The 18,885-nt window shown below is 64.1% G+C and carries 22 protein-coding genes; 8 read left to right on the top strand and 14 right to left on the bottom strand.

From position 1 onward, the window contains the following. Position 1: 1 nt before the first annotated feature. The 6 genes from fabF to ACPPVR_RS25305 all read right to left on the bottom strand — a co-directional run bounded on the left by fabF (position 2) and on the right by ACPPVR_RS25305 (position 5,546). Complete coding sequence (gene fabF / locus ACPPVR_RS25280) at positions 2-1,267, bottom strand: beta-ketoacyl-ACP synthase II (protein WP_426609284.1); 1,266 nt, start codon at positions 1,265-1,267, stop codon at positions 2-4. Positions 1,268-1,375: 108 nt separating this feature from the next. Further along, the gene (locus ACPPVR_RS25285) at positions 1,376-1,615 is read right to left on the bottom strand and encodes an acyl carrier protein (protein ID WP_006020277.1); all 240 of its coding nucleotides are present in this window, start codon (positions 1,613-1,615) and stop codon (positions 1,376-1,378) included. Positions 1,616-1,929: 314 nt separating this feature from the next. Further along, the gene (gene fabG, locus ACPPVR_RS25290) at positions 1,930-2,667 is read right to left on the bottom strand and encodes a 3-oxoacyl-[acyl-carrier-protein] reductase (RefSeq protein ID WP_426609285.1); all 738 of its coding nucleotides are present in this window, start codon (positions 2,665-2,667) and stop codon (positions 1,930-1,932) included. A 12-nt stretch (positions 2,668-2,679) separates the two neighbouring features. Further along, positions 2,680-3,639: an ACP S-malonyltransferase gene (gene fabD / locus ACPPVR_RS25295; protein WP_426609286.1), complete on the bottom strand. Its 960-nt coding sequence runs from the start codon at positions 3,637-3,639 to the stop codon at positions 2,680-2,682. A 170-nt stretch (positions 3,640-3,809) separates the two neighbouring features. Next, the gene (locus ACPPVR_RS25300) at positions 3,810-4,835 is read right to left on the bottom strand and encodes a fatty acid desaturase family protein (protein WP_426609287.1); all 1,026 of its coding nucleotides are present in this window, start codon (positions 4,833-4,835) and stop codon (positions 3,810-3,812) included. A gap of 3 nt (positions 4,836-4,838) precedes the next feature. Then, the gene (locus tag ACPPVR_RS25305) at positions 4,839-5,546 is read right to left on the bottom strand and encodes a TetR/AcrR family transcriptional regulator C-terminal domain-containing protein (protein ID WP_426609288.1); all 708 of its coding nucleotides are present in this window, start codon (positions 5,544-5,546) and stop codon (positions 4,839-4,841) included. A 333-nt stretch (positions 5,547-5,879) separates the two neighbouring features. On the opposite strand from ACPPVR_RS25305, the gene rpsF reads away from it, so the two are divergent. The 4 genes from rpsF to rplI all read left to right on the top strand — a co-directional run bounded on the left by rpsF (position 5,880) and on the right by rplI (position 8,393). Then, complete coding sequence (gene rpsF / locus ACPPVR_RS25310; protein WP_426609289.1) at positions 5,880-6,386, top strand: 30S ribosomal protein S6; 507 nt, start codon at positions 5,880-5,882, stop codon at positions 6,384-6,386. Positions 6,387-6,391: 5 nt separating this feature from the next. Continuing rightward, positions 6,392-6,631 (top strand): 30S ribosomal protein S18, encoded by a 240-nt coding sequence (gene rpsR, locus ACPPVR_RS25315; RefSeq protein WP_007592020.1) that lies wholly within the window; start codon positions 6,392-6,394, stop codon positions 6,629-6,631. A gap of 127 nt (positions 6,632-6,758) precedes the next feature. Further along, positions 6,759-7,739: a DUF2232 domain-containing protein gene (locus ACPPVR_RS25320; protein WP_426609290.1), complete on the top strand. Its 981-nt coding sequence runs from the start codon at positions 6,759-6,761 to the stop codon at positions 7,737-7,739. Positions 7,740-7,787: 48 nt separating this feature from the next. After that, a complete protein-coding gene (gene rplI, locus ACPPVR_RS25325) occupies positions 7,788-8,393 on the top strand; it encodes a 50S ribosomal protein L9 (RefSeq protein ID WP_426609291.1) in 606 nt (201 codons plus the stop codon). A gap of 37 nt (positions 8,394-8,430) precedes the next feature. On the opposite strand, the gene ACPPVR_RS25330 is transcribed toward rplI, so the two are convergent. The 3 genes from ACPPVR_RS25330 to ACPPVR_RS25340 form a co-directional block, all read right to left on the bottom strand. Beyond that, on the bottom strand, positions 8,431-8,898 hold the full coding sequence (locus ACPPVR_RS25330) for a PaaI family thioesterase (RefSeq protein ID WP_426609292.1): 468 nt from the start codon (positions 8,896-8,898) through the stop codon (positions 8,431-8,433). Continuing rightward, positions 8,895-9,503: a TetR/AcrR family transcriptional regulator gene (locus tag ACPPVR_RS25335; protein ID WP_426609293.1), complete on the bottom strand. Its 609-nt coding sequence runs from the start codon at positions 9,501-9,503 to the stop codon at positions 8,895-8,897. The genes ACPPVR_RS25330 and ACPPVR_RS25335 overlap by 4 nt, the downstream gene beginning before the upstream one ends. Before the next feature lie 106 nt (positions 9,504-9,609). Further along, complete coding sequence (locus tag ACPPVR_RS25340; protein ID WP_426609294.1) at positions 9,610-10,611, bottom strand: hypothetical protein; 1,002 nt, start codon at positions 10,609-10,611, stop codon at positions 9,610-9,612. Between the two features lie 1,051 nt (positions 10,612-11,662). On the opposite strand from ACPPVR_RS25340, the gene ACPPVR_RS25345 reads away from it, so the two are divergent. Both ACPPVR_RS25345 and alr read left to right on the top strand, forming a co-directional pair. Beyond that, the gene (locus tag ACPPVR_RS25345) at positions 11,663-13,174 is read left to right on the top strand and encodes a replicative DNA helicase (RefSeq protein ID WP_426609295.1); all 1,512 of its coding nucleotides are present in this window, start codon (positions 11,663-11,665) and stop codon (positions 13,172-13,174) included. A 62-nt stretch (positions 13,175-13,236) separates the two neighbouring features. Next, complete coding sequence (gene alr / locus ACPPVR_RS25350; protein WP_426616181.1) at positions 13,237-14,514, top strand: alanine racemase; 1,278 nt, start codon at positions 13,237-13,239, stop codon at positions 14,512-14,514. Between the two features lie 158 nt (positions 14,515-14,672). On the opposite strand, the gene ACPPVR_RS25355 is transcribed toward alr, so the two are convergent. Together ACPPVR_RS25355 and ACPPVR_RS25360 are read right to left on the bottom strand one after the other, a co-directional pair. Next, positions 14,673-14,897, bottom strand: a complete 225-nt coding sequence (locus ACPPVR_RS25355) for a cysteine rich repeat-containing protein (protein ID WP_426609296.1) — start codon at positions 14,895-14,897, stop codon at positions 14,673-14,675. Positions 14,898-15,052: 155 nt separating this feature from the next. Continuing rightward, a complete protein-coding gene (locus ACPPVR_RS25360) occupies positions 15,053-15,286 on the bottom strand; it encodes a cysteine rich repeat-containing protein (protein ID WP_426609297.1) in 234 nt (77 codons plus the stop codon). 110 nt (positions 15,287-15,396) lie between these two features. On the opposite strand from ACPPVR_RS25360, the gene ACPPVR_RS25365 reads away from it, so the two are divergent. Beyond that, a complete protein-coding gene (locus ACPPVR_RS25365; RefSeq protein WP_426609298.1) occupies positions 15,397-16,167 on the top strand; it encodes an exodeoxyribonuclease III in 771 nt (256 codons plus the stop codon). A gap of 114 nt (positions 16,168-16,281) precedes the next feature. On the opposite strand, the gene ACPPVR_RS25370 is transcribed toward ACPPVR_RS25365, so the two are convergent. The 3 genes from ACPPVR_RS25370 to ACPPVR_RS25380 all read right to left on the bottom strand — a co-directional run bounded on the left by ACPPVR_RS25370 (position 16,282) and on the right by ACPPVR_RS25380 (position 17,964). Then, complete coding sequence (locus ACPPVR_RS25370; protein ID WP_426609299.1) at positions 16,282-17,097, bottom strand: DUF4886 domain-containing protein; 816 nt, start codon at positions 17,095-17,097, stop codon at positions 16,282-16,284. Between the two features lie 101 nt (positions 17,098-17,198). Then, the gene (locus tag ACPPVR_RS25375) at positions 17,199-17,567 is read right to left on the bottom strand and encodes a GFA family protein (protein WP_426609300.1); all 369 of its coding nucleotides are present in this window, start codon (positions 17,565-17,567) and stop codon (positions 17,199-17,201) included. An 88-nt stretch (positions 17,568-17,655) separates the two neighbouring features. Continuing rightward, a complete protein-coding gene (locus tag ACPPVR_RS25380) occupies positions 17,656-17,964 on the bottom strand; it encodes a hypothetical protein (RefSeq protein WP_426609301.1) in 309 nt (102 codons plus the stop codon). A gap of 180 nt (positions 17,965-18,144) precedes the next feature. Between ACPPVR_RS25380 and ACPPVR_RS25385 the strand changes: the two genes are divergently transcribed. Further along, a complete protein-coding gene (locus ACPPVR_RS25385; RefSeq protein ID WP_426609302.1) occupies positions 18,145-18,885 on the top strand; it encodes a FadR/GntR family transcriptional regulator in 741 nt (246 codons plus the stop codon).

Raw genomic sequence — 18,885 nt, forward strand, 5'->3', positions numbered from 1 at the left:
ACTAGTGAGCCAGGCGGCGGAAGATTACCGACGCGTTGGTACCGCCAAAACCGAAAGAATTCGACAACGCGACGTTGACCTCGCGCGCCTTCGCCTTGTGCGGCACGAGATCGATGGCAGTCTCGACCGACGGATTGTCCAGGTTGATGGTCGGCGGCACCACATTATCGCGAATCGCGAGAATGGCGAAGATCGCCTCGATCGCGCCGGCCGCACCCAGGAGATGACCGGTAGAGGACTTGGTCGAGGACATCGCGACCTTCGAGGCGGCATTGCCAAGGAGTCGCTCGACAGCACCGAGCTCGATCTCGTCGCCGAGCGGAGTCGAGGTGCCGTGCGCGTTGATGTAGTCGAGATCCGACGCAGAGAGACCGGCGCGCTTCAGCGCCGCCGCCATGCTGCGGAAGCCGCCATCACCGTCGGGCGACGGCGAGGTGATGTGATAGGCGTCGCCGGAGAGGCCGTAGCCGATCACTTCGGCATAGATCTTGGCGCCGCGGCGCTGGGCGTGCTTGAGTTCTTCCAGGACGAGAACGCCGGCGCCCTCGCCCATCACGAAGCCGTCGCGATCCTTGTCGTAGGGCCGCGAGGCCTTCTCGGGCGTCTCGTTGAAACCGGTCGACAGCGCACGCGCAGCGTTGAAGCCGGCAATGCCGATGCGGCCGATCGGCGATTCCGCGCCGCCGGCAACCATGACGTCGGCGTCGCCCAGCGCAATCAAGCGGGCGGCATCACCGACCGCGTGTGCGCCGGTCGAACAGGCCGTAACCACCGAATGGTTCGGCCCCTTCAGCCCATGCTTGATCGAGACATAGCCGGAGGCGAGATTGATCAGGCGGCCTGGAATGAAGAAAGGCGACACCCGGCGCGGCCCGCGTTCCTTCAGCAGGACCGCGGTCTCGGCGATGCCGTTGAGGCCGCCGATGCCGGAACCGATCATGGTGCCGGTGGCACACTTGTCCTCCTCGGACTGCGGATGCCAGTTGGCATCGTCGAGTGCCTGGCCCGCAGCCGCCATGCCGAAGATGATGAAGTCGTCAACCTTGCGCTGGTCCTTCGGCTCCATCCAGATATCGGGATTGAAGGTGTCGTTCGACCCGTCGCCGCGCACGACGGTGCAGGCGATCTTGGTCTGAAGATCCGAGACATCGAAGCTTTCGATCCTGCGCGCACCGCTTTCGCCGTTGAGGATGCGCTTCCAGGTCGGCTCGACGCCACAGCTGAGCGGCGACACCATGCCGAGACCCGTGACGACAACCCGCCTCATATCCGAAAACTCCGCATCGAAAGATTCACGGCCAATAACAAGAAACCGGCTGACCGCCGGTAGGCGGCCCGTCCGGTTTCGATGTTGTCCCCGCGAAAATGAAGAGCCTTAGCTCTTCGCGTTCTTCTCGAGAAACTTGGTGGCGTCGCCGACGGTGAGAATCGTCTCCGCGGCGTCGTCCGGAATCTCGCAACCGAATTCTTCTTCGAACGCCATCACCAGCTCGACGGTGTCCAGACTGTCGGCGCCGAGGTCGTCGATGAAGCTCGCTGCGTCGACAACCTTCTCGGGTTCAACACCAAGGTGTTCGACCACGATCTTCTTAACCCGCTCGCCAATCTCACTCATTGCATAACCTCGTGTTGTTCCCTGTAGACCCGACCCCCCGGGACGATACGAGCCGTCGTGGTCGTTGACTGCCTTCGCTTACGAACTTTGATTTGGCCCCATCCTAACCGATGCAGGCCCGGCGAACGACGGCCAAGGCTCCGCATCGCCAATATACAGGGTTTCAAAAACCTGCAATGGCGTTCTTTGCCCATCCGTTGAACGTCCGGTTATCATACATAAATTGCCTTGACTACAAGCCTCGATTCGCTCCGGAAACGGCCGTTTACCGCATCCCGCACCGCCCTCGCGGGTGTGGCCCTGGGGAACGAGCGTCAGATCATGGCCATGCCGCCGTTGACGTGGATCGTTTGCCCCGTGACATAGGCTGCTTCGTTCGAGCTGAGGTAGACAGCGGCTGCCGCAATGTCCTCAGGCGTCCCCAGGCGGGCAGCCGGAACCTTGGTCAGAATCGTCTCGCGCTGCTTGTCGTTGAGCGCATCGGTCATTGGCGTCTTGATGAAGCCGGGCGCGATGCAGTTGGCAGTGACGCCGCGCTTGGCGTATTCGGCGCCCAGCGTCTTGATCATGCCGATCAGGCCGGCCTTCGAGGCGGTGTAATTGCCCTGCCCGGGATTGCCGGTGACGCCGACTACCGAGGTGATGGCAATGATGCGGCCGAAGCGCTTGCGCATCATCAGCTTGGTCACGGCGCGCGCCAGGCGAAAGGTCGACGTCAGGTTGACGTTGATGACCTCGTCCCAATCCTCGTCACGAAGCTGAACGAAAAGATTGTCGCGCGTGATGCCGGCATTGGCGACGAGGATATCGACCTGCCCCATCGCCGCTTCCGCGGCAGGCACCAGCGCCTCGACCTCATCGGCCTTGGAGAGATTGCACGGCAGCACAAGGGCGCGCTCGCCGAGCTTGCCGGCAAGCTCGTCCAGCACTTCCTTCCGCGTTCCCGAAATCGCAACCGTGGCCCCCTGCGCATGCAGGGCCTGCGCGATCGCACCGCCGATGCCGCCGGTCGCGCCGGTGACGAGCGCCTTCTTGCCAGTCAGATCGAACATCGAAAAACTCCTCTAGGCCTGCTTCGCAGCGACCAGTGCATCCTTGGCAGCGGCAATGTCGTTCGGCCCGCCCACCGCAACCCCGACGGCGCCGTCGGCGATGCGCTTGACCAGCCCCGTCAGCACCTTGCCCGCGCCGATCTCGAAGAAACGGGTGACGCCCTGCCCTGCCATATAGGCGACCGACTCGCGCCAGCGCACCGTGCCGGTGACCTGTTCGACCAGGCGGCGGCGGATTTCGTCGGGATCGGTGATGGCGCTTGCCAGCACGTTCGAGACCAGCGGCACCGCCGGCGCCTTGATCGTAACCTTGGACAGCGCCTCCGCCATGGCGTCCGCAGCCGGCTGCATCAGCTTGCAATGGAACGGTGCGGACACCGGCAGCAGCATGGCGCGCTTGGCGCCCTTGCTTTTGGCGATCTCGACGGCGCGATCGACCGCCGCCTTGTCGCCGGAGACCACCACCTGCCCGCCGCCATTGTCATTGGCGGCCTGGCAGACCTGGCCTTGCGCCGCCTCATTGGCGACCGCCATCGCGGCCTCGAAGTCGAGGCCGAGCAGCGCGGCCATGGCACCCGCGCCGACCGGCACTGCTTTTTGCATTGCGAGACCGCGGGTGCGGAGCAACCGCGCGGTATCGGAGATCGTCAGGCTGCCGGCTGCGGCAAGCGCTGAATATTCACCGAGCGAGTGGCCGGCAACGAAAGCCGCATCCCGCGCCACGGAAAAACCAGCCTCAGCCTCCAGCACGCGCAGGGTGGCCACAGACACCGCCATCAGCGCCGGCTGGGCGTTCTGGGTGAGCTGAAGGGTTTCGGCCGGGCCATCCCAGATGGTGGCCGTCAGCGTCTCCCCAAGCGCGGAATCGACCTCGTCGAACACGGCCCGCGCCACTGGGAAGGCGTCAGCCAGGGCCTTGCCCATGCCGACCGCCTGGGATCCCTGCCCCGGAAATGTGAATGCTGCCGTCATCGGCGCTCCCTGGATCGCTCGAGCAGTTGTCTTCGAGAACCGGCAGCCGACTACGTCCGGCCCGAGGCTTGGTCCCGATCATGCTCCGAAGGGGGCCGTAGACAACGTCCGGGGTCGCGCTGTCAAGCCGCGTTGGGCTTTCGGCCGGCAGCCAGTCGGAGGGCCGGCTCCTAGAAACCGCCGGCCTTCTGATCCGCACCGACCTCGGCACCGGCTTGCGCGCGGCGGGCGCTGCTTGCCAATTGCCCCGGCCGGTCGTCGCGGTTTGACCTTGCGGTCGCGAGCCGCAGCACTGCGGCGTAGTTCGGCTGCACTTCCATCCCGCCGGCATGACGACTTTCGCTGAGCAGGCGGTGGACCTTCGGCAGATTGTAGCAGGGCACGTAGAACAGCAGATGATGTTCGAGGTGATAGTTCACGTAATACGGCGCGATGAACAGGCGTTCGAGAAAATTGGCATGTGTCGTGCGGGTGTTGCGCAAGGGATCGCTGCTGTCGGGGACGACGGCGTGCTCGGCGATGTTGCGGATGCGGGTGATGACCATCATCCAGGTCACCAGCGGCACCAGCCATAGCAGCGGATAGGCCCACCACACGCCGGCCGCCGCGAGCGCAGCAAACATCACGGCATTGACGGCGCATTGCGGGCCCAGTTTTTCCCAAAAATGCGCCAGACGCTGCCGCCACGGCCAATCCTTCGGACCGAGTGCGTTGAGAAGTTGCGCCTTGCGCTGCTGGTAGCCGGTCTGCCCGGTGATGTCGCGGATGAACTTGCGGCGGTAGCTTAATTTGGTGATCGGAAACGGCGCCGACAGCACAAGATCAGGATCATCCTCCTGCTGGGTGCGCGCATGATGCTGAAGATGATAACGCCGATAGCTGCGCGTCTCCGCAAAGATGGGATAGGCACAAAACCACTGGCTCAGCGTCAGATTGGTCTTCTCATCGGCGGACAGGCAGCCATGCGCGCCGTCATGCATGAGGATCGCAAGCCCGAGTTGGCGCGAGCCGATGATGGCGACTGCGAAAATGTAGGTCAACGGATTGGGCCACCACGCGACGAGCGCAATCGCACCAATGATCAGCGCCCAGGCGTGCGCGATCAGCGCCACGCCCTTCCAGGTCACGCGCTGGCGGACATCGACGAGTTGGTCCTCGGTCAGAAAATCGCGGGCACGCATGCGAAGCGCGGTCATGGCCTAACTCTCCTGATCCGAACTGGTCGAAGCATCGCGGTCGTCGACGAGGCGCAAGCGCGCGGCGTCGCCCGTGGATTTCGCCTGCTCGCCGAGCACGCGCAGCATCTCGGCGCAGAGCTCATCCGGCGAGCGGCCCATGGCATAGCCTTCGAGGATGACGCCGATCGCCACCGCCCAGAACCGCCGCGAGCTCTCATCGGGTGCGCGCAAGGAGCGCCAGCCGTGGCGTGCGACCTGGCTCGCATAGGCGCGCGCGCCCTCACCGTGCAGGCGCTCGATGGTCCGCTCGACCAGCGGTGCGAGATCCGGGCGCCGCCGCGTCAAGGTCAGCGCTTCGGCGAAGAACGCGACCGAATCACTGGCAGTCACCGTCTCGGCCAGCGCGTGGGTGTACTCCCGCGGCGAACACGCCTTCAGGGCGGCCTGTTCGGTCGCGCGCGCCAGATACAGCAGATCACGGCAGGCGCTTTCGACGAACAGCGCCTCCTTGGTGCGAAAGTAATAGGTAATCTGGCTCGGAAAGGCGTCCGCGGCGCCCGCGATGTCGGTAATCGAAGTACCCGACAGCCCTCGCTCCCGAAACAGCGGGCTCGCCGCATCCAGCAGCAACGACCGCATCTTGCGGCCGGCCGAGCGTGTCGCGCGGGCGGCATGCTTGGGGTCGCCTGCCGACGCCTCAAGCGGCTTCTTGACCGACTTTTCCGACATTGGGCCTCTCTCTTAATTTATTTGTATGCTATACAAACAAATAAATCAAGGTGCCCCAGCCCCCTGACGCGCTTATCCCGGAGCCATCCGGGCCGCTCCCCCGGTGCTGCAACCTTGCAAAGCCGGCCAAAATCCGTATAAGCGCGCCATCCGCAGACCCCGGCCGGGAGCTGAACGGACGGTCTCAGCAAATCATTCGTGATTTTGGTGTGGCAGGGCCAGTCGGCCCGTCGTCCCGTGTTTCCGCCTTCTGAGCTTAATCCCAGAGTCCTTTCCGAAGGCCTCTTAAGGGCTTGACGCCGGGCGATGCGCCAACATGAGGAAAGGACTTCCATGGCTCTCTATGAGCATGTTTTTCTCGCGCGCCAAGACGCGAGCACGCAGCAGGTCGAAGAACTGACTGCGCAGATGACCGGCATCGTCGAGGGTCTCGGCGGCAAGGTCACCAAGACCGAGAATTGGGGCGTACGCTCCCTCACCTACCGCATGAACAAGAACCGCAAGGCTCACTTCGTGCTGCTCAACATCGACGCGCCGTCCGCGGCGATCGCCGAGATCGAGCGCCAGGAGCGCATCAGCGAAGACGTGATCCGCTATCTCAGCGTCCGCGTCGAGGAGCTCGAGGAAGGCCCGTCGGCGATGATGCGCAAGGCCGATCGCGATCGCGAGCGTGACGATCGTGGCGGCGGCTTCCGCGGCGAGCGCGAAGGCGGCTTCCGTGGCGACCGCGAGGGCGGTTTCCGCGGTGGTGATCGCGACGGCGGCGGTTTCCGCGGCGATCGCGGCCCGCGCCGCCCGCGCGACGAAGCTGAAACCACCACGACGACGGATGCGGAGTAAGATCAATGGCTGAAGCTGGTGCACGCCGTCCGTTTTTCCGTCGCCGCAAGAGCTGCCCGTTCACGGGCGCGAATGCTCCGAAGATCGACTACAAGGATTCCAAGCTGCTGATGCGTTACGTCTCCGAGCGTGGCAAGATCGTGCCGAGCCGCATCACGGCAGTGTCCGCGAAGAAGCAGCGTGAGCTCGCCCGCGCCATCAAGCGCGCGCGGTTCCTGGGCCTGCTGCCCTACGTCATTCGCTAAGACGGATTCGGCCGGCGACGACATCGCCGCCGGCCGCACTCTTTGATTTCATAAGGCTTCCGGGTCGTCCGGTCGCCGATGGTTGGGGCGAGATGCCTCTAACCGCTCGAAGGGAGCGGGACAGCTGATGATGACCTTTGGACTGATAGCCCTGATCGCCGGCGCTGCGTCGGCCCTGATGTTCGCCTCGATTGTGTCGGGCGCGCTGATCTCGCTCGTCCTGGTTTGTCTGGCCCCGCTACCGCTCATGCTGGCCGGGATCGCCTGGGGTCCCCTTTGCGGCGCGATTGGCGGTTTCGTCGCAATGCTCGTCATCGGCAGCGTCCTCAGCGTACCCCTTGCTGTGGGTTACGGCCTGGCGATCGCGCTGCCGGCGTGGTGGCTTGGACATCTGGCGATGCTCGGACGGCCATCGGCTGGCGGCACTGCGGTCGCCCACGAAGGCGCCCCTGCGGCTCCGCTCCAAGTCGAATGGTATCCGCTTGGGCGTATCCTGCTCTGGATTGCCGCGCTGGCCACGCTTGTAACCGCAGGATCGCTGTTGTCGCTGGGCACCGACGCCACGACGATTGGCGAGGCGATGCGCCGCGGCTTTGCCAGGGTTCTCTCCCTTATGGGCGAGGCGGCCGTCACAGAGAGCGATCCGCGCGTCAGCGTGATGGTCGCCGTAACGCCGGTTCTGGTCGCGGCGGCGCAGATGGCGACACTGAGCCTGAACCTCTGGCTCGCGGCCAAGGCTGCGGCTGTTTCCGGGAAGCTGCATCGGCCCTGGCCAGACCTCAGCAGCACCAGTTTGCCGCCAATGACCCTTGTCGCACTCTGTGTCGCTCTCGCCTTTAGTTTCTCGAGCGGAATCGGCGGCATTCTGGCCGTCGTCGTCACGACCGTTCTGATGATGGCTTATGCGCTGATCGGCCTTGCCGTGTTGCACATCATCACACGCGACCTCAACAATCGCGCATTCTGGCTCGCCGCTGCATACGCCATCATCTTCATGTTCAGCGTGAGCCTCGTCCTGCTCACCGCCCTCGGCCTCGCAGATGCCGTATTCGGCTTCCGCGAACGCTTTCTGCGCAACCGGCAGCCGCCACCGCTGCCGACCTCTTAAGTCCAACCCGAAAACTGAAAACTCAGAGCACTTCAAAGGAGAACGAATATGGAAGTCATTTTGCTGGAACGCGTGAGCAAGCTCGGTCAGATGGGCGAAGTCGTGAAGGTTCGCGACGGCTATGCCCGTAATTTCCTGCTCAAGCGCGGCAAGGCGCTGCGCGCCACCGAAGGCAACCGCGCCAAGTACGACGGCATGAAGGCCGATCTTGAGGCTCGCAACCTCCAGAGCAAGGGCGAAGCCTCCAAGATCGCCGAGAAGATCCAGGGCAAGAACATCATCGTGATCCGTCAGGCTTCTGAGGCCGGCCAGCTGTTCGGCTCGGTCACGGTGCGCGACGTCGTCACGGCGTTCGAAGCCGATGGCGTTTCGCTCGACCGTCCGCAGGTGCAGCTCGACGCGCCGATCAAGACGATCGGCAAGCACACCATCACCGTCGCCGTTCATCCCGAGGTCGAGGTCGAGGTTTCCGTCACGGTTGCGCGCAGCCAGGACGAGGCCGAGCGCATCAATCGCGGCGAGGATATCTCGACCCGCAACGAGGACCGCGATGCGGCCGCCGAAGCGATTGCCGCCGCCGGCGAGTTCTTCGATCCGGAAGCCCAGCAGGACGACGCCGAGCCGGCACCGGCTGCGGAAGAGACCGAGAAATAAGCCTCGCGTTCACGCAAGGCTACGAAGCCCGGCCGCCTCAAGCGGCCGGGCTTTTCGTTTTTGCAGCGACGTCCTCGCTCAGCATCGCGATCGACGCCAGCGCCGTTGCCGTATGTTTCTCGACGCCGTCGCTCACGCAGAACACATCGGCGGCAACCACGGAGACCTGGCGGCCTGGCTTGATCACGCGTGCCCGGCAGATCAGCTTTTCGCCGACCGCCGGCGACAGCAGGTTGAGCTTGTATTCCGCTGTCAGCGCCGCCTGGCCGCGCGAGGTGGCGGCCGCAATGGTGGTGGCGTTGTCGACCAGGAAGGCGGTGACACCGCCATGAAAGAAGCCGTGCTGCTGAAGCAGTTCCGGCCGGCGCTCGACTGCAATAGTGCAGGTGCCGCGCGACAGCTCGGAGAGCTCGGCACCGACGAGGTTCATGAAGCCCTGCCGGCCGACATTGGTGTGGATGCGCTCGGCTACGGCTGCGAACTCGGGATCAGCCTCGGTGTTCATGACGCCACTCCTTCCTTGTTGATGCGCCCCGGCGGCAGCAGCGCACGGATGGCGCAGGCGACTAGCGTGTCGGCTTCAGCGCGCGGATCGGCGCGGTCGCGCCCGGAGAGAAAGGCACGGCAAAACATCTGCGCGGGGCCGATCAGCTGGCTGACGAACATCACCGGCGCCATCAGCAAAAGCTCGCCGCGCGCGACCAGCGGCGCGCGCCAGCGCTCGATGCCCTCGGCAAGCCGTGCATTCTGCGCGCGCTGGGCGTCGCGGACGTCCTCACTCCATTCGCTGCGCGAGATCTCGAAGAGATAGCGCGCCTCACGGCGGCTCAACACGACCCAGTCAAGATGGGCGTGGATCAGGCGATCGATGCCCCGCTCCGCATCGGGCACGGGATCGAGCGCGGCGAGCACCGCAGCGTGATAGTGCCGCAGCACCTCCAGGAAAAGCGCGCCGGCGAGCTCCTTCTTGGAGCCGAAGACATGAAAGAAACTGCCGTTGGAGGCGCGCGCCTTGGCGCGGATCGCGGCCACCGTCGCGCCCTCGAAGCCAACGCGGTCGAACACCACGAGCCCCGCCGCCAACAGATCGTCGCGCACACCGGATGACATCAATCACTCCCTAGAGCACTACTCTAGAGTGACCCTCTACTGAAGATCAAGACGATGTAAAAGGCCGCGACAGGCGCGACCTCCGTGGATCGATCGGAAAATTGGCTTATCGCGAGATGGGCGGGGCCGGCGGACCGGATTGCTCGGCCGGCGCCGGGGCGGCAGCGGTCGCGGGCGGCGCCGGCTCCTGCGGCTTCGCCGCCGGCTCGGAGGAGCTGTCGCTGGCGGCAGGCTCGGCCGGTTTGGAAGCCGCGGCTTCAGCCGGTTTGGGCGCAGCCGGTTCGGGCGGCTTCGCGGCGGCCGCCGGCGGGGCTGGCGTCACGGCCGGCACCGGATCGGGACGGAGCGCCGGAGCTTCACTGCCGCTCGGCTCAACCTTGGCACTCTCCGGCTTGGCCTCGGCCGGCTTCTCCGCCTTGCCACTGTCGGGCTTGGACTCGTCGCGACCGGAATCGACCTTGGCGCTCTCGCTCTTCGGCTCGGCCTTGGAGTCGACCTTGGGTTCACCCTTCGGTGCAGCGGCGTCATCGGTCTCGGGCTTGCCGCGTTTGCTCAGCCGCTTGGCCTTGCGACCCTCGGGCGGTTGTTCGCTCGTTGCCTGGCCCTCGGGCTTGGAGCCTTCCTTGGCGCCCTCATCGCTCGGCCGCGCCGCGCGCTTCTGACGTCCCTCGGGCGTCGGGCTAGTTGCGCCCTCGCCTTCCGGCTTGGTGGCTTCCTGCGAGCGCTGGCGGCGGCCCTGATGGTCAGGCGCCTGCGCCGGATTGGCGTTGGCATCCTTCTCCTTGGCGCCGTCCTTCTTGTCCTTGCCGCCGTCCTTGGACTGATAGCGGGCGTCGGTGGCGCCATTGGAGACGAGGTAGGAGGCCAGGACGCCGGCCATGTCGGAGCTGGTCGTGTAGTGCTGACGCAGGAAAGCGGGCAGCGAACCCGGCGCTACCGTTTTCAACAGACCCCTCGGGCTCTTGTGGCACGCATTGCACGTCTGCGCGAAGATTTGGGATGGGGCCTTGCCGGCCTCGAGGTTCGTCGCCTGCGCGAGGACGGTATCGGTGGCGCCGAAGCCGATCAGAAACAGCACCGTCGCGAGGCTGAGCGCTCGGCTCGACATTCCCATCATCTCCATTGAAATCCGAGAGGTGCAGCCGGCACCGGGCGCGGCGGCGGTCACCTTTTAGCCGATTGCGCTGCGAATGGAAGCAGGCTCCGCACGCAAGGATGTGATTAAGCGCTTATGGAATATCGGCTTTGAACACAGCGCAGTAGCATCGCGCCTCGTTCGAACACCGGAGGCCTTACGCGACGACGTACGGCTCGCAAGATAGAGCTACATCGTCGCAAAGCCACAGCGCCACAGACGCCCGGTTGCGCGCTAGCTGGCGTGTCAAGACACACGCTGGACGGTGAATAAAGTCCTAGTGACGAAGGGTGGAGTGCGGGAAAGACGCCGGAAGGGCCAACTGTGCCTGCAACTGCGCAAGGGCCTCGGGTGCAACCGGCTGGCGCCGCACTTCGGGCCGCGCAGCATGCTCCATGGCGGCGATCAGCCCGGACAGCCACAACCGGCTGCCTGCCTCGCTCCGCGACATCTGGGGCTGCCGTTCTGGCCGCATCGCTTGCCTCGTCTCCCTGTCCGGGTTCCGTGAGATAACCCCCGTCCCGTCTGCCTGTTCCTGTCATACCCCCGAAAGAATCCGGGGAGATGTGATCTGCTTCACATAAGTCCGGTCGGTCCTGGCTTAGATCGTCGGTATGAGCAAAGAGACCCAAACCTCATTCGACGTGCAGGACGACCTCCGCACCGATTACGCCCTGATCGCCACCGGCGTCGGAGCGGCCCTGGTCGCGCTGGTCTACCTCCTGCTGGTCTGAACCCGCGCCGAAAGCGGCCAGCGCGCTAGTTCGCGCGCTCTTGGATACGTCTGCACCTCAATCCATTAGGTTCATGATTTCCGGATATTTCCGTGGCGCGGTCGCCGCCGCCTCGGCCCCCGAGCGAGTTCCGCAAAAATCCGTCAAGCACGGTGCGTGCTGCGGCTGCTAATCATCCACCGCTTTAATGATCGGTTGATAGCGACGAGCTTTTGCTTCCGCTTCGGACTGGGTCGGCGCTTTATCCCGGCCCCGCATTCGCCCAAGAAAATTGCTAAGCACGTCCAACCATGGCCCTGACTGATTCGAACGTTCTCAAACTCGCGCCCGACGCCGGAACTCCAGCCTATCGGAGCGCGCCGCATAATATCGAGGCGGAACAGAGCCTTCTGGGCGCAATTCTGGTCAATAACGACGCCTTCTACCGCGTCTCCGACTTCCTCGAGCCGAAGCACTATTTCGAGCCGCTGCACCAGACTATCTTCGAGACCGCCAGCAGCCTGATCCGGATGGGCAAGATCGCCACACCCGTCACGCTGAAGACGTTTCTGCCCGCTGACACCGATATCGGCGGCATGACCATCGGGCAGTATCTGGCGCGTCTCGCCGCCGAAGCGACGACCATCATCAACGCCCAGGACTACGGCCGGACTGTCTACGACCTGTCGCTGCGTCGCGATCTGATCGGCATCGGCGAGGACATGGTCAATGTCGCCTATGACGCGCCGGTCGATTTCGCGCCGCGGGCGCAGATCGAGGACGCCGAGCGTAAGCTCTACGACCTCGCCGAGTCCGGACGTTACGACGGCGGCTTCCAGAAATTCTCACAGGCTCTGACGGTCGCGGTCGATCTCGCGGCGAAAGCATTCCAGCGCGACGGAAAGCTGTCGGGCATCTCGACGGGACTGCGCGATCTCGACGCCAAGATGGGCGGTTTGCAGCACTCCGACCTCGTCATCGTCGCGGGGCGTCCCGGCATGGGCAAGACCTCGCTCGCAACCAATATCGCTTACAATGTCGCTCGCGCCTATGAAGGTGAACTTCAGGCCGACGGCACCATGAAAACAGCTCATGGCGGCGTCGTTGGTTTCTTCTCCTGCGAAATGTCGGCCGACCAGCTTGCAACTCGTATTTTGGCCGAGCGAAGCGGCATCTCTTCCTCCAGCATCCGCCGCGGCGGTATTACGGAGACCGAATTCGATAAAATCCGCGAGGTTTCCGTCGAATTGCAGTCGCTGCCCTTTTTTGTCGATGAGACCGGCGGCCTCTCGATCGCTCAGCTGATGGCGCGGGCGCGCCGGCTGAAGCGACAGAAGGGCCTCGACCTTATCGTGATTGACTACATTCAACTGCTATCGGGATCGGGCAAGCGCGCCAGCGACAGCCGTGTGCAGGAAATCACGGAGATCACGACCAGCCTGAAAGCACTGGCGAAGGAGCTCAGCGTGCCCGTCATCGCGCTCTCGCAGCTCTCGCGTCAGGTCGAATCCCGCGAGGACAAGCGGCCGCAGCTCTCGGACCTGCGCGAATCCGGCTCGATCGAGCAAGACGCCGACGTCGTGCTATTCGTCTACCGCGAGGAATACTACCTCGGAAACAAAGAGCCGCGCCCCGGCACGCCCGAGCACGAAAAATGGCGCCTGGACATGGATCTTGCGCATGGGAAGGCCGAAGTCATCATCGGCAAGCAGCGCCATGGCCCGACCGGCACCGTCGATCTGGCCTTCGAAGCGTCGGTCACACGATTCGGCGACCTTGCGCCGGACAGCCAGGTGCCGGACCGCGGCGGCGGCGACTACTAGTTCCTTATCACGCTCCTTGGGTTGAACCGCGCGGGTCTCTTGCGTAAAACGGCGCCATGACAATGGCGTCCGATCCGAAAATGATCCCGCAATCCGGCCTTCTCTCGGAGGAGGCCAATCAGGCTGCCGCGCTCGCAGCCTATGGCGGCGTGCTCACCGTCGATCTCGACGCCATCATCGCCAACTGGCGCAAGCTCGAGAAGACGGCGGCGCCGGCCGAATGCGCGGCGGTGATCAAGGCCGACGCCTATGGCTGCGGCACGGCGCAGGTCGCCCATGCGCTGAACAAAGCCGGCTGCAAGACCTTCTTCGTCGCCACCATCGAGGAAGCCCGCACCGCGCGCGCGGCGGTGCCGGAGGCCACGATCTACCTGCTCGGCGGCTATTTCCAGAACACCGGCGAGCACTACGCCAAGATCAACTGCCGTCCTGTGATCGGCGATCTCAACGAGCTCGCCGAATGGGACGTGTTCTGCCGCCGCACCGGCTGGTCCGGCGGCGCGGCGATCCACATCGACACCGGCATGAACCGGCTCGGGCTGACGCTTGCGGAAGCGCAGGCCATCATCCCCCGCATCAATGCCGGCGATCACGGCATTACGCTGGTGATGAGCCATCTGGTCGCAGCCGAGCAGCTCAACAGCCCGGCGAATGCAAAACAGCTCGCCGCCTTCCGCGGCATCGCCAGCGAATTCTCCGGCGTGCCGGCGGCGCTTGCCAATTCCTCCGGCATCTACCTCGGCGCGCCGTTCCAGTTCGATCTGGTGCGGCCAGGCGCTGCACTCTACGGCGTCAATCCGACGCCGGAGGCCGACAATCCGATGCAACCGGTCGTGGACCTGAAGGCGCGCATCGTGCAGGTCCGCAATGTCGAGCGCGGCGAAGGCGTCGGCTATGGCGGCACCTGGACCGCACGGCGCCCGACCAAGCTTGCAATCGTCGCGGTCGGCTATGCCGACGGCTATTTCCGCGCCGCCAGCTCCAATGACGGCACCCGCGGCGCCGAGGTCATCGTCGCCGGCAAGCGCTGCCCGGTCGCGGGCCGCGTCTCCATGGACCTGATCGCCATCGACATTACCGATCTGCCGCCCAATGCCGCGCGGCGCGGCCATTTGGTGACGCTGCTCGGCGACGGCATCACCGTCGACGAGCTCGCGCATCATTTCGGCACCATCGGTTACGAGGTGCTGACCAGCCTCGGGCCCCGCTACGCCCGCGTCTACAAGGGCGGCAATGAGGTGGAGCCGCTGGTCAAGCCGGAGCACGCGCCGACGGCCGAGCAGCCGCCCTCGCCGCCGCCGATCGAGCAGCCCGCGAGCCCGCCGCCGCTGCCGAGTTAGGGACGCGCCCGTTCTTCGGACGCGGCGCAGCGCTCCTTCAGCGATGCGCTGCAGAGCCGGGGCCCATCTCTCAACAGTAAACCGTTCCGCCTTCTGGGTCCCGGCTCAGCGCAGCAGCGTTTCACGCTGCGGCGCGTCCGGGACACGAGAGCGGCGCTTTACTTCTTCCGGCTGTCGAGCGCCGTCTTGCAGGATGCGCTGAGCTGATCGCGCTTGGCGTTGAGGCAGGCGATGATCTTGCCGCCACCGGGCGCGATGCCGGCGCAGAATTTGTCATAGTCCGCCTTGCACGCGCCGCGTGGATCGGACGATTGTGCCGACGCGACACCGGAGGACGCGACCACGAAGGCGACGATGGCGAGGCTCAGACTGGACTTCAACATGGATTTGGATCTCCGGTGGCAGCGCAAACGACCGCGGCCGCAATCTCTACATGAAGATTGCGGCACTCAACGTCAACCCAATCTATCCTACGACCGTGCGGCGAAGCCTGATGTCGCTAGGGGCGATGACGCTTCGTCGATCTCATCGCGCTCGATTATCCGCGCACCTTGTTATCGATAACCCACGCATCCATGCTCTCTTTGCAGGCGTTGCCGATATGGCTCCTATACCTGTTCAGGCAAGCAACAATGCGGCCGCCCCCCGGCACGACACTGGGGCAATATTTGAAATACTCCACCCGACAGGCGATTTCCATTTTCTCGGCAGCAAGAGCCACTTCGGAAAATGCGGTTGCGGCCACGACTACGGCAAGGCAAAGCTTGGTCATCGTCAAACCTCCATCGTGTTGATCGGCAATTTCTGGTTGTAAGCATACATCATGGAACGCCGATGACAACGGGAGCGAGTCATTTCTGAAGATTTCCAGTCGTTGGGCCCATGAGGATCGCGACGTTCAACATCAACAATGTCAATCGGCGCCTGCCCAACCTGTTGCGCTGGCTGAACGCGGCGAAGCCTGATGTCGTCGCGCTCCAGGAACTGAAGGCAGCCGACGGCGAATTCCCGGCGGCGGCCATCGAAAAGGCCGGCTACGGCGCAGTCTGGCGTGGACAAAAGACCTGGAACGGTGTCGCCATACTCGCCCGTAACGCCGAGCCTGTGCTCACCCGAGACCGGCTACCGGGAAGACCTGACGATCACGAAGCGCGCTACATCGAAGCTGCCGTACGCGGCGTCATCGTCACCAGCATCTACCTGCCGAACGGCAATCCGCAGCCCGGACCGAAGTTCGATTACAAGCTCGACTGGTTCGCGCGGCTGAAGCGCCACGCCAAGACCTTCATCAAGCAGGATCTGCCCGTCGTGCTCGCCGGCGACTACAACGTCGCGCCTGATGAGATCGACATTTATCCGACGCGCTCATGGGACAAGGATGCGTTAATCCAGCCGAAGAGCCGCACGGCGTTTTCCTCGCTCGTCGCGCAAGGCTGGTGCGACGCGATCCGCGAGCTGCACCCGCAGGAGCGCATCTACAGCTTCTGGGACTACAAGCGGAACCGCTGGCCGCGCGATGCGGGGCTCAGGCTCGATCATCTCCTGCTGAGCCCTGCCCTCGTCTCACGTCTGGCCAAAGCCGGCGTCGACAAGAAGGTCCGCGGCGAGGACGGCGCCAGCGATCACGCGCCGGCCTGGGTGGTGCTGAAATAACGTTGATGCCGTAGCGTTGTGAGTTAGCCGAAGTCGTAACCCGCCATTTGGTTGACATGCGTTGGCGGATTACGCTCCGCTAATCTCGCCCTGCGCATTGTGCGCGACGCCCGATCAGCGCCCGTAATATTCCTGCACCGTGTCCCAGGCGGCCTTTTGCAGCAACTGCACCGTCTCAGGATCGATTCCCATGGTGTAGGAATTGCCGACTGGCGAGCGGCCAGTGAGCGCCGCTAGCGTCACGGACGCAGCGAGATACGATCCTGCGGGACTCGGGTGCCGCTTGTCCGGCGCATAGAGATTGAGCTCCGGCTGGAGCTTGCGGACACGCGCGAACGCGAGGCCTGCTGGAATGACAAGTGCATCATTGGCGTTGCCGGCGCGCGTGTAGGCCTCGGCCAATCCTTCCGTCATTTCCGGCTTGTCGGCATAGGCCCAGGACATGAACAGCACCGGCCTCATGTCATGAGCGCGGACGATATCACTGTCCCTCTTGGCAAAGGTCGTAAACGCGTCCTTCAACTGCGGATGAATCGGACACTGGCTGCAATCCATCATCACGACCGCGTCGAACTGCTTGCCGGGCTTGTTGAAGACGACATTGTTCTGGTCGTCGAAAGAATAAGCGCCGATGCCGCCTGGCCGCAGCAGATTGTCCATGTCGTGCCAGTCGAGACCGGAGCCACCGATCGTGGCCATGGTGTTGCGATACGCCGCCTTGTTGTCGGCATCCGCGGCCCGCTCCATGAAGGACAGATGCCCGGGCATGCCGTTGTTGTAGTAGAAGAAGCTGTTGCCGACGAACAGCGCCGCCTTGGGGAAGTCAGGTCCGAGCGTCGTGACTTTTGGCTTGGTCTGCGCCTGTGCATTGAAGCTGGCTGCAGCGGCCAGACACATTGCGAGCATTGCTCGCGCCAAGAGACGCATCATCGGCTTCCTCCCCTTTTTCTCACTGAGGGTGGAAACAGATCAGCTTTCCCCGACTGCCTCAAGAGGATGGACGGGCAGCAGTCATGCGTGAGACTGCATGCTCACCACAAATTCTTGCCGTCGATCACATTCACCGGCACCGTCTCCAGATCGAAATCGTCGAACAGGCGCGCGTTCACGCCGACCTTGGGATTGTCGAAATCGGGCTTGCCGGTCGACCAATCCGGCGACTCCGAATAGGTGCCACAGCCGCAACTTGCGCAGAAATGATGTTTGACGGTCCCGCTGCCCCAGCGATAGGTCGCCACATTCTCCGGCGGCGACAGCAGGCGAAATTGCGCTGGCTTGTAATTGGCCCACAACGCCCCGCGCTTGGCGCAGAGCGAGCAGGTGCAGCGTGTCAAGTTCGATGGCGCCTCTGTCACCTCGAACACCGTTTCACCGCAATGGCAGCTTGCCTCGATCGGCATGTCCCGCACCCTCCGTTTGTCAGGAGGTGGTCATAGCCCACCCCTGCTGCCAACATGCTGTCAGCAGCGAACCGTCCGGTCGGAGGGTCTAGTCTGCTGACAGCCGCTTGGCGTTCGCGGCGACGTGGTCGCGGTAGCGCTGGACAACCGTGGCCGGCGTTGCGCCCGCAAGCAGGCTCGCAAACGCATCGAACGCAGCGGCGATCTTTTCGCTCATCATCAGCACGGCTTCCTGCTCGGCCGCCTCGTCGCCACGGCTGAGCTTCTCGCAGCGCAGCCGCACCACTTCGCTGGCTTCGACCGCGAGCATCGCACCGGCGTACCAGGGAAAGCCGTTGTCGGATCCGCCGAGCACCGCATGGCGGTCGAAGGCGGAGAAGGAATGGTGATCGGACATCGCGGACCTCAAATTCTTTGAGCGAGCACTCCGATCAATACGCTTCAAATTCTAAGGATCAGGCGCACGACCCCGTCGGATTGCCGGCGCCTGCGATACGACTGATTAACTAAAGGCCCTTGACGGCCCATTCTGGTCATCCTACTGGTCTTACCAAGATCAGACCAAAAAGAGACAGGGATGGAACTCAAGCGGGCCGCGGAAGGCGAAAAGGGTTTCGAGAAGGTGTTCGCCTTCTTGCGGGAGCGCCTGCTTGCGGGCTCGCTGAAGCCCGGCGACCGCCTGATTTCCGAACGCGAGCTTGCGAGCCTCCTCGGCGTCAGCCGCCCGATCGTCCGCGAGGCGCTGCGCGCCCTCACCGTGCTCGGCATCGTCGAGATCCGCGACCGTATCGGCACCGTGGTGACCCGGCCTGACGTCTCGGTGCTCAACGACTTCTTCACCTTCGCCCTCGCCCAGCAGGCGGACATGGTCGACGACGTCATGCAGGCGCGCGTCGCGATCGAATGTCAGGCGATCCGGCTCGCCTGCGAGCGCGCCAACATTGCCGATTTCGAGCGCCTGCAGCGCACGCTTGCGAAGATCGAGGAGACGATCGACGAGGCGGACGCCGGCGGCATGGCCGACTTCGAATTCCATCGTTCCATCGTCATGTCCTCGCACTCGGAAACGCTGACCGTGCTGCACAATTCGATGGCCGGTCTGCTGACGCACTCGCATCGCAGCCGCCGCGAGCTGGTGCAGGCCTTTCCGTCGATGAAGACTTATCTGATCGACGACCACCGCCGCATCTTCGAGGCCGTCATCGCGCGCGATCCGGAGCGGGCGGACGCGACACTGCGCAAGCATTTTGCCATCGGCGACGAATACCGGCGTCGCGCCGTCGTCGGCGACGTGGACAAGACCAGCGCCTCGCGCTGA

Origin of the sequence: Bradyrhizobium sp. McL0616 (assembly GCF_049993385.1) — a bacterium.
Lineage (GTDB): Bacteria > Pseudomonadota > Alphaproteobacteria > Rhizobiales > Xanthobacteraceae > Bradyrhizobium.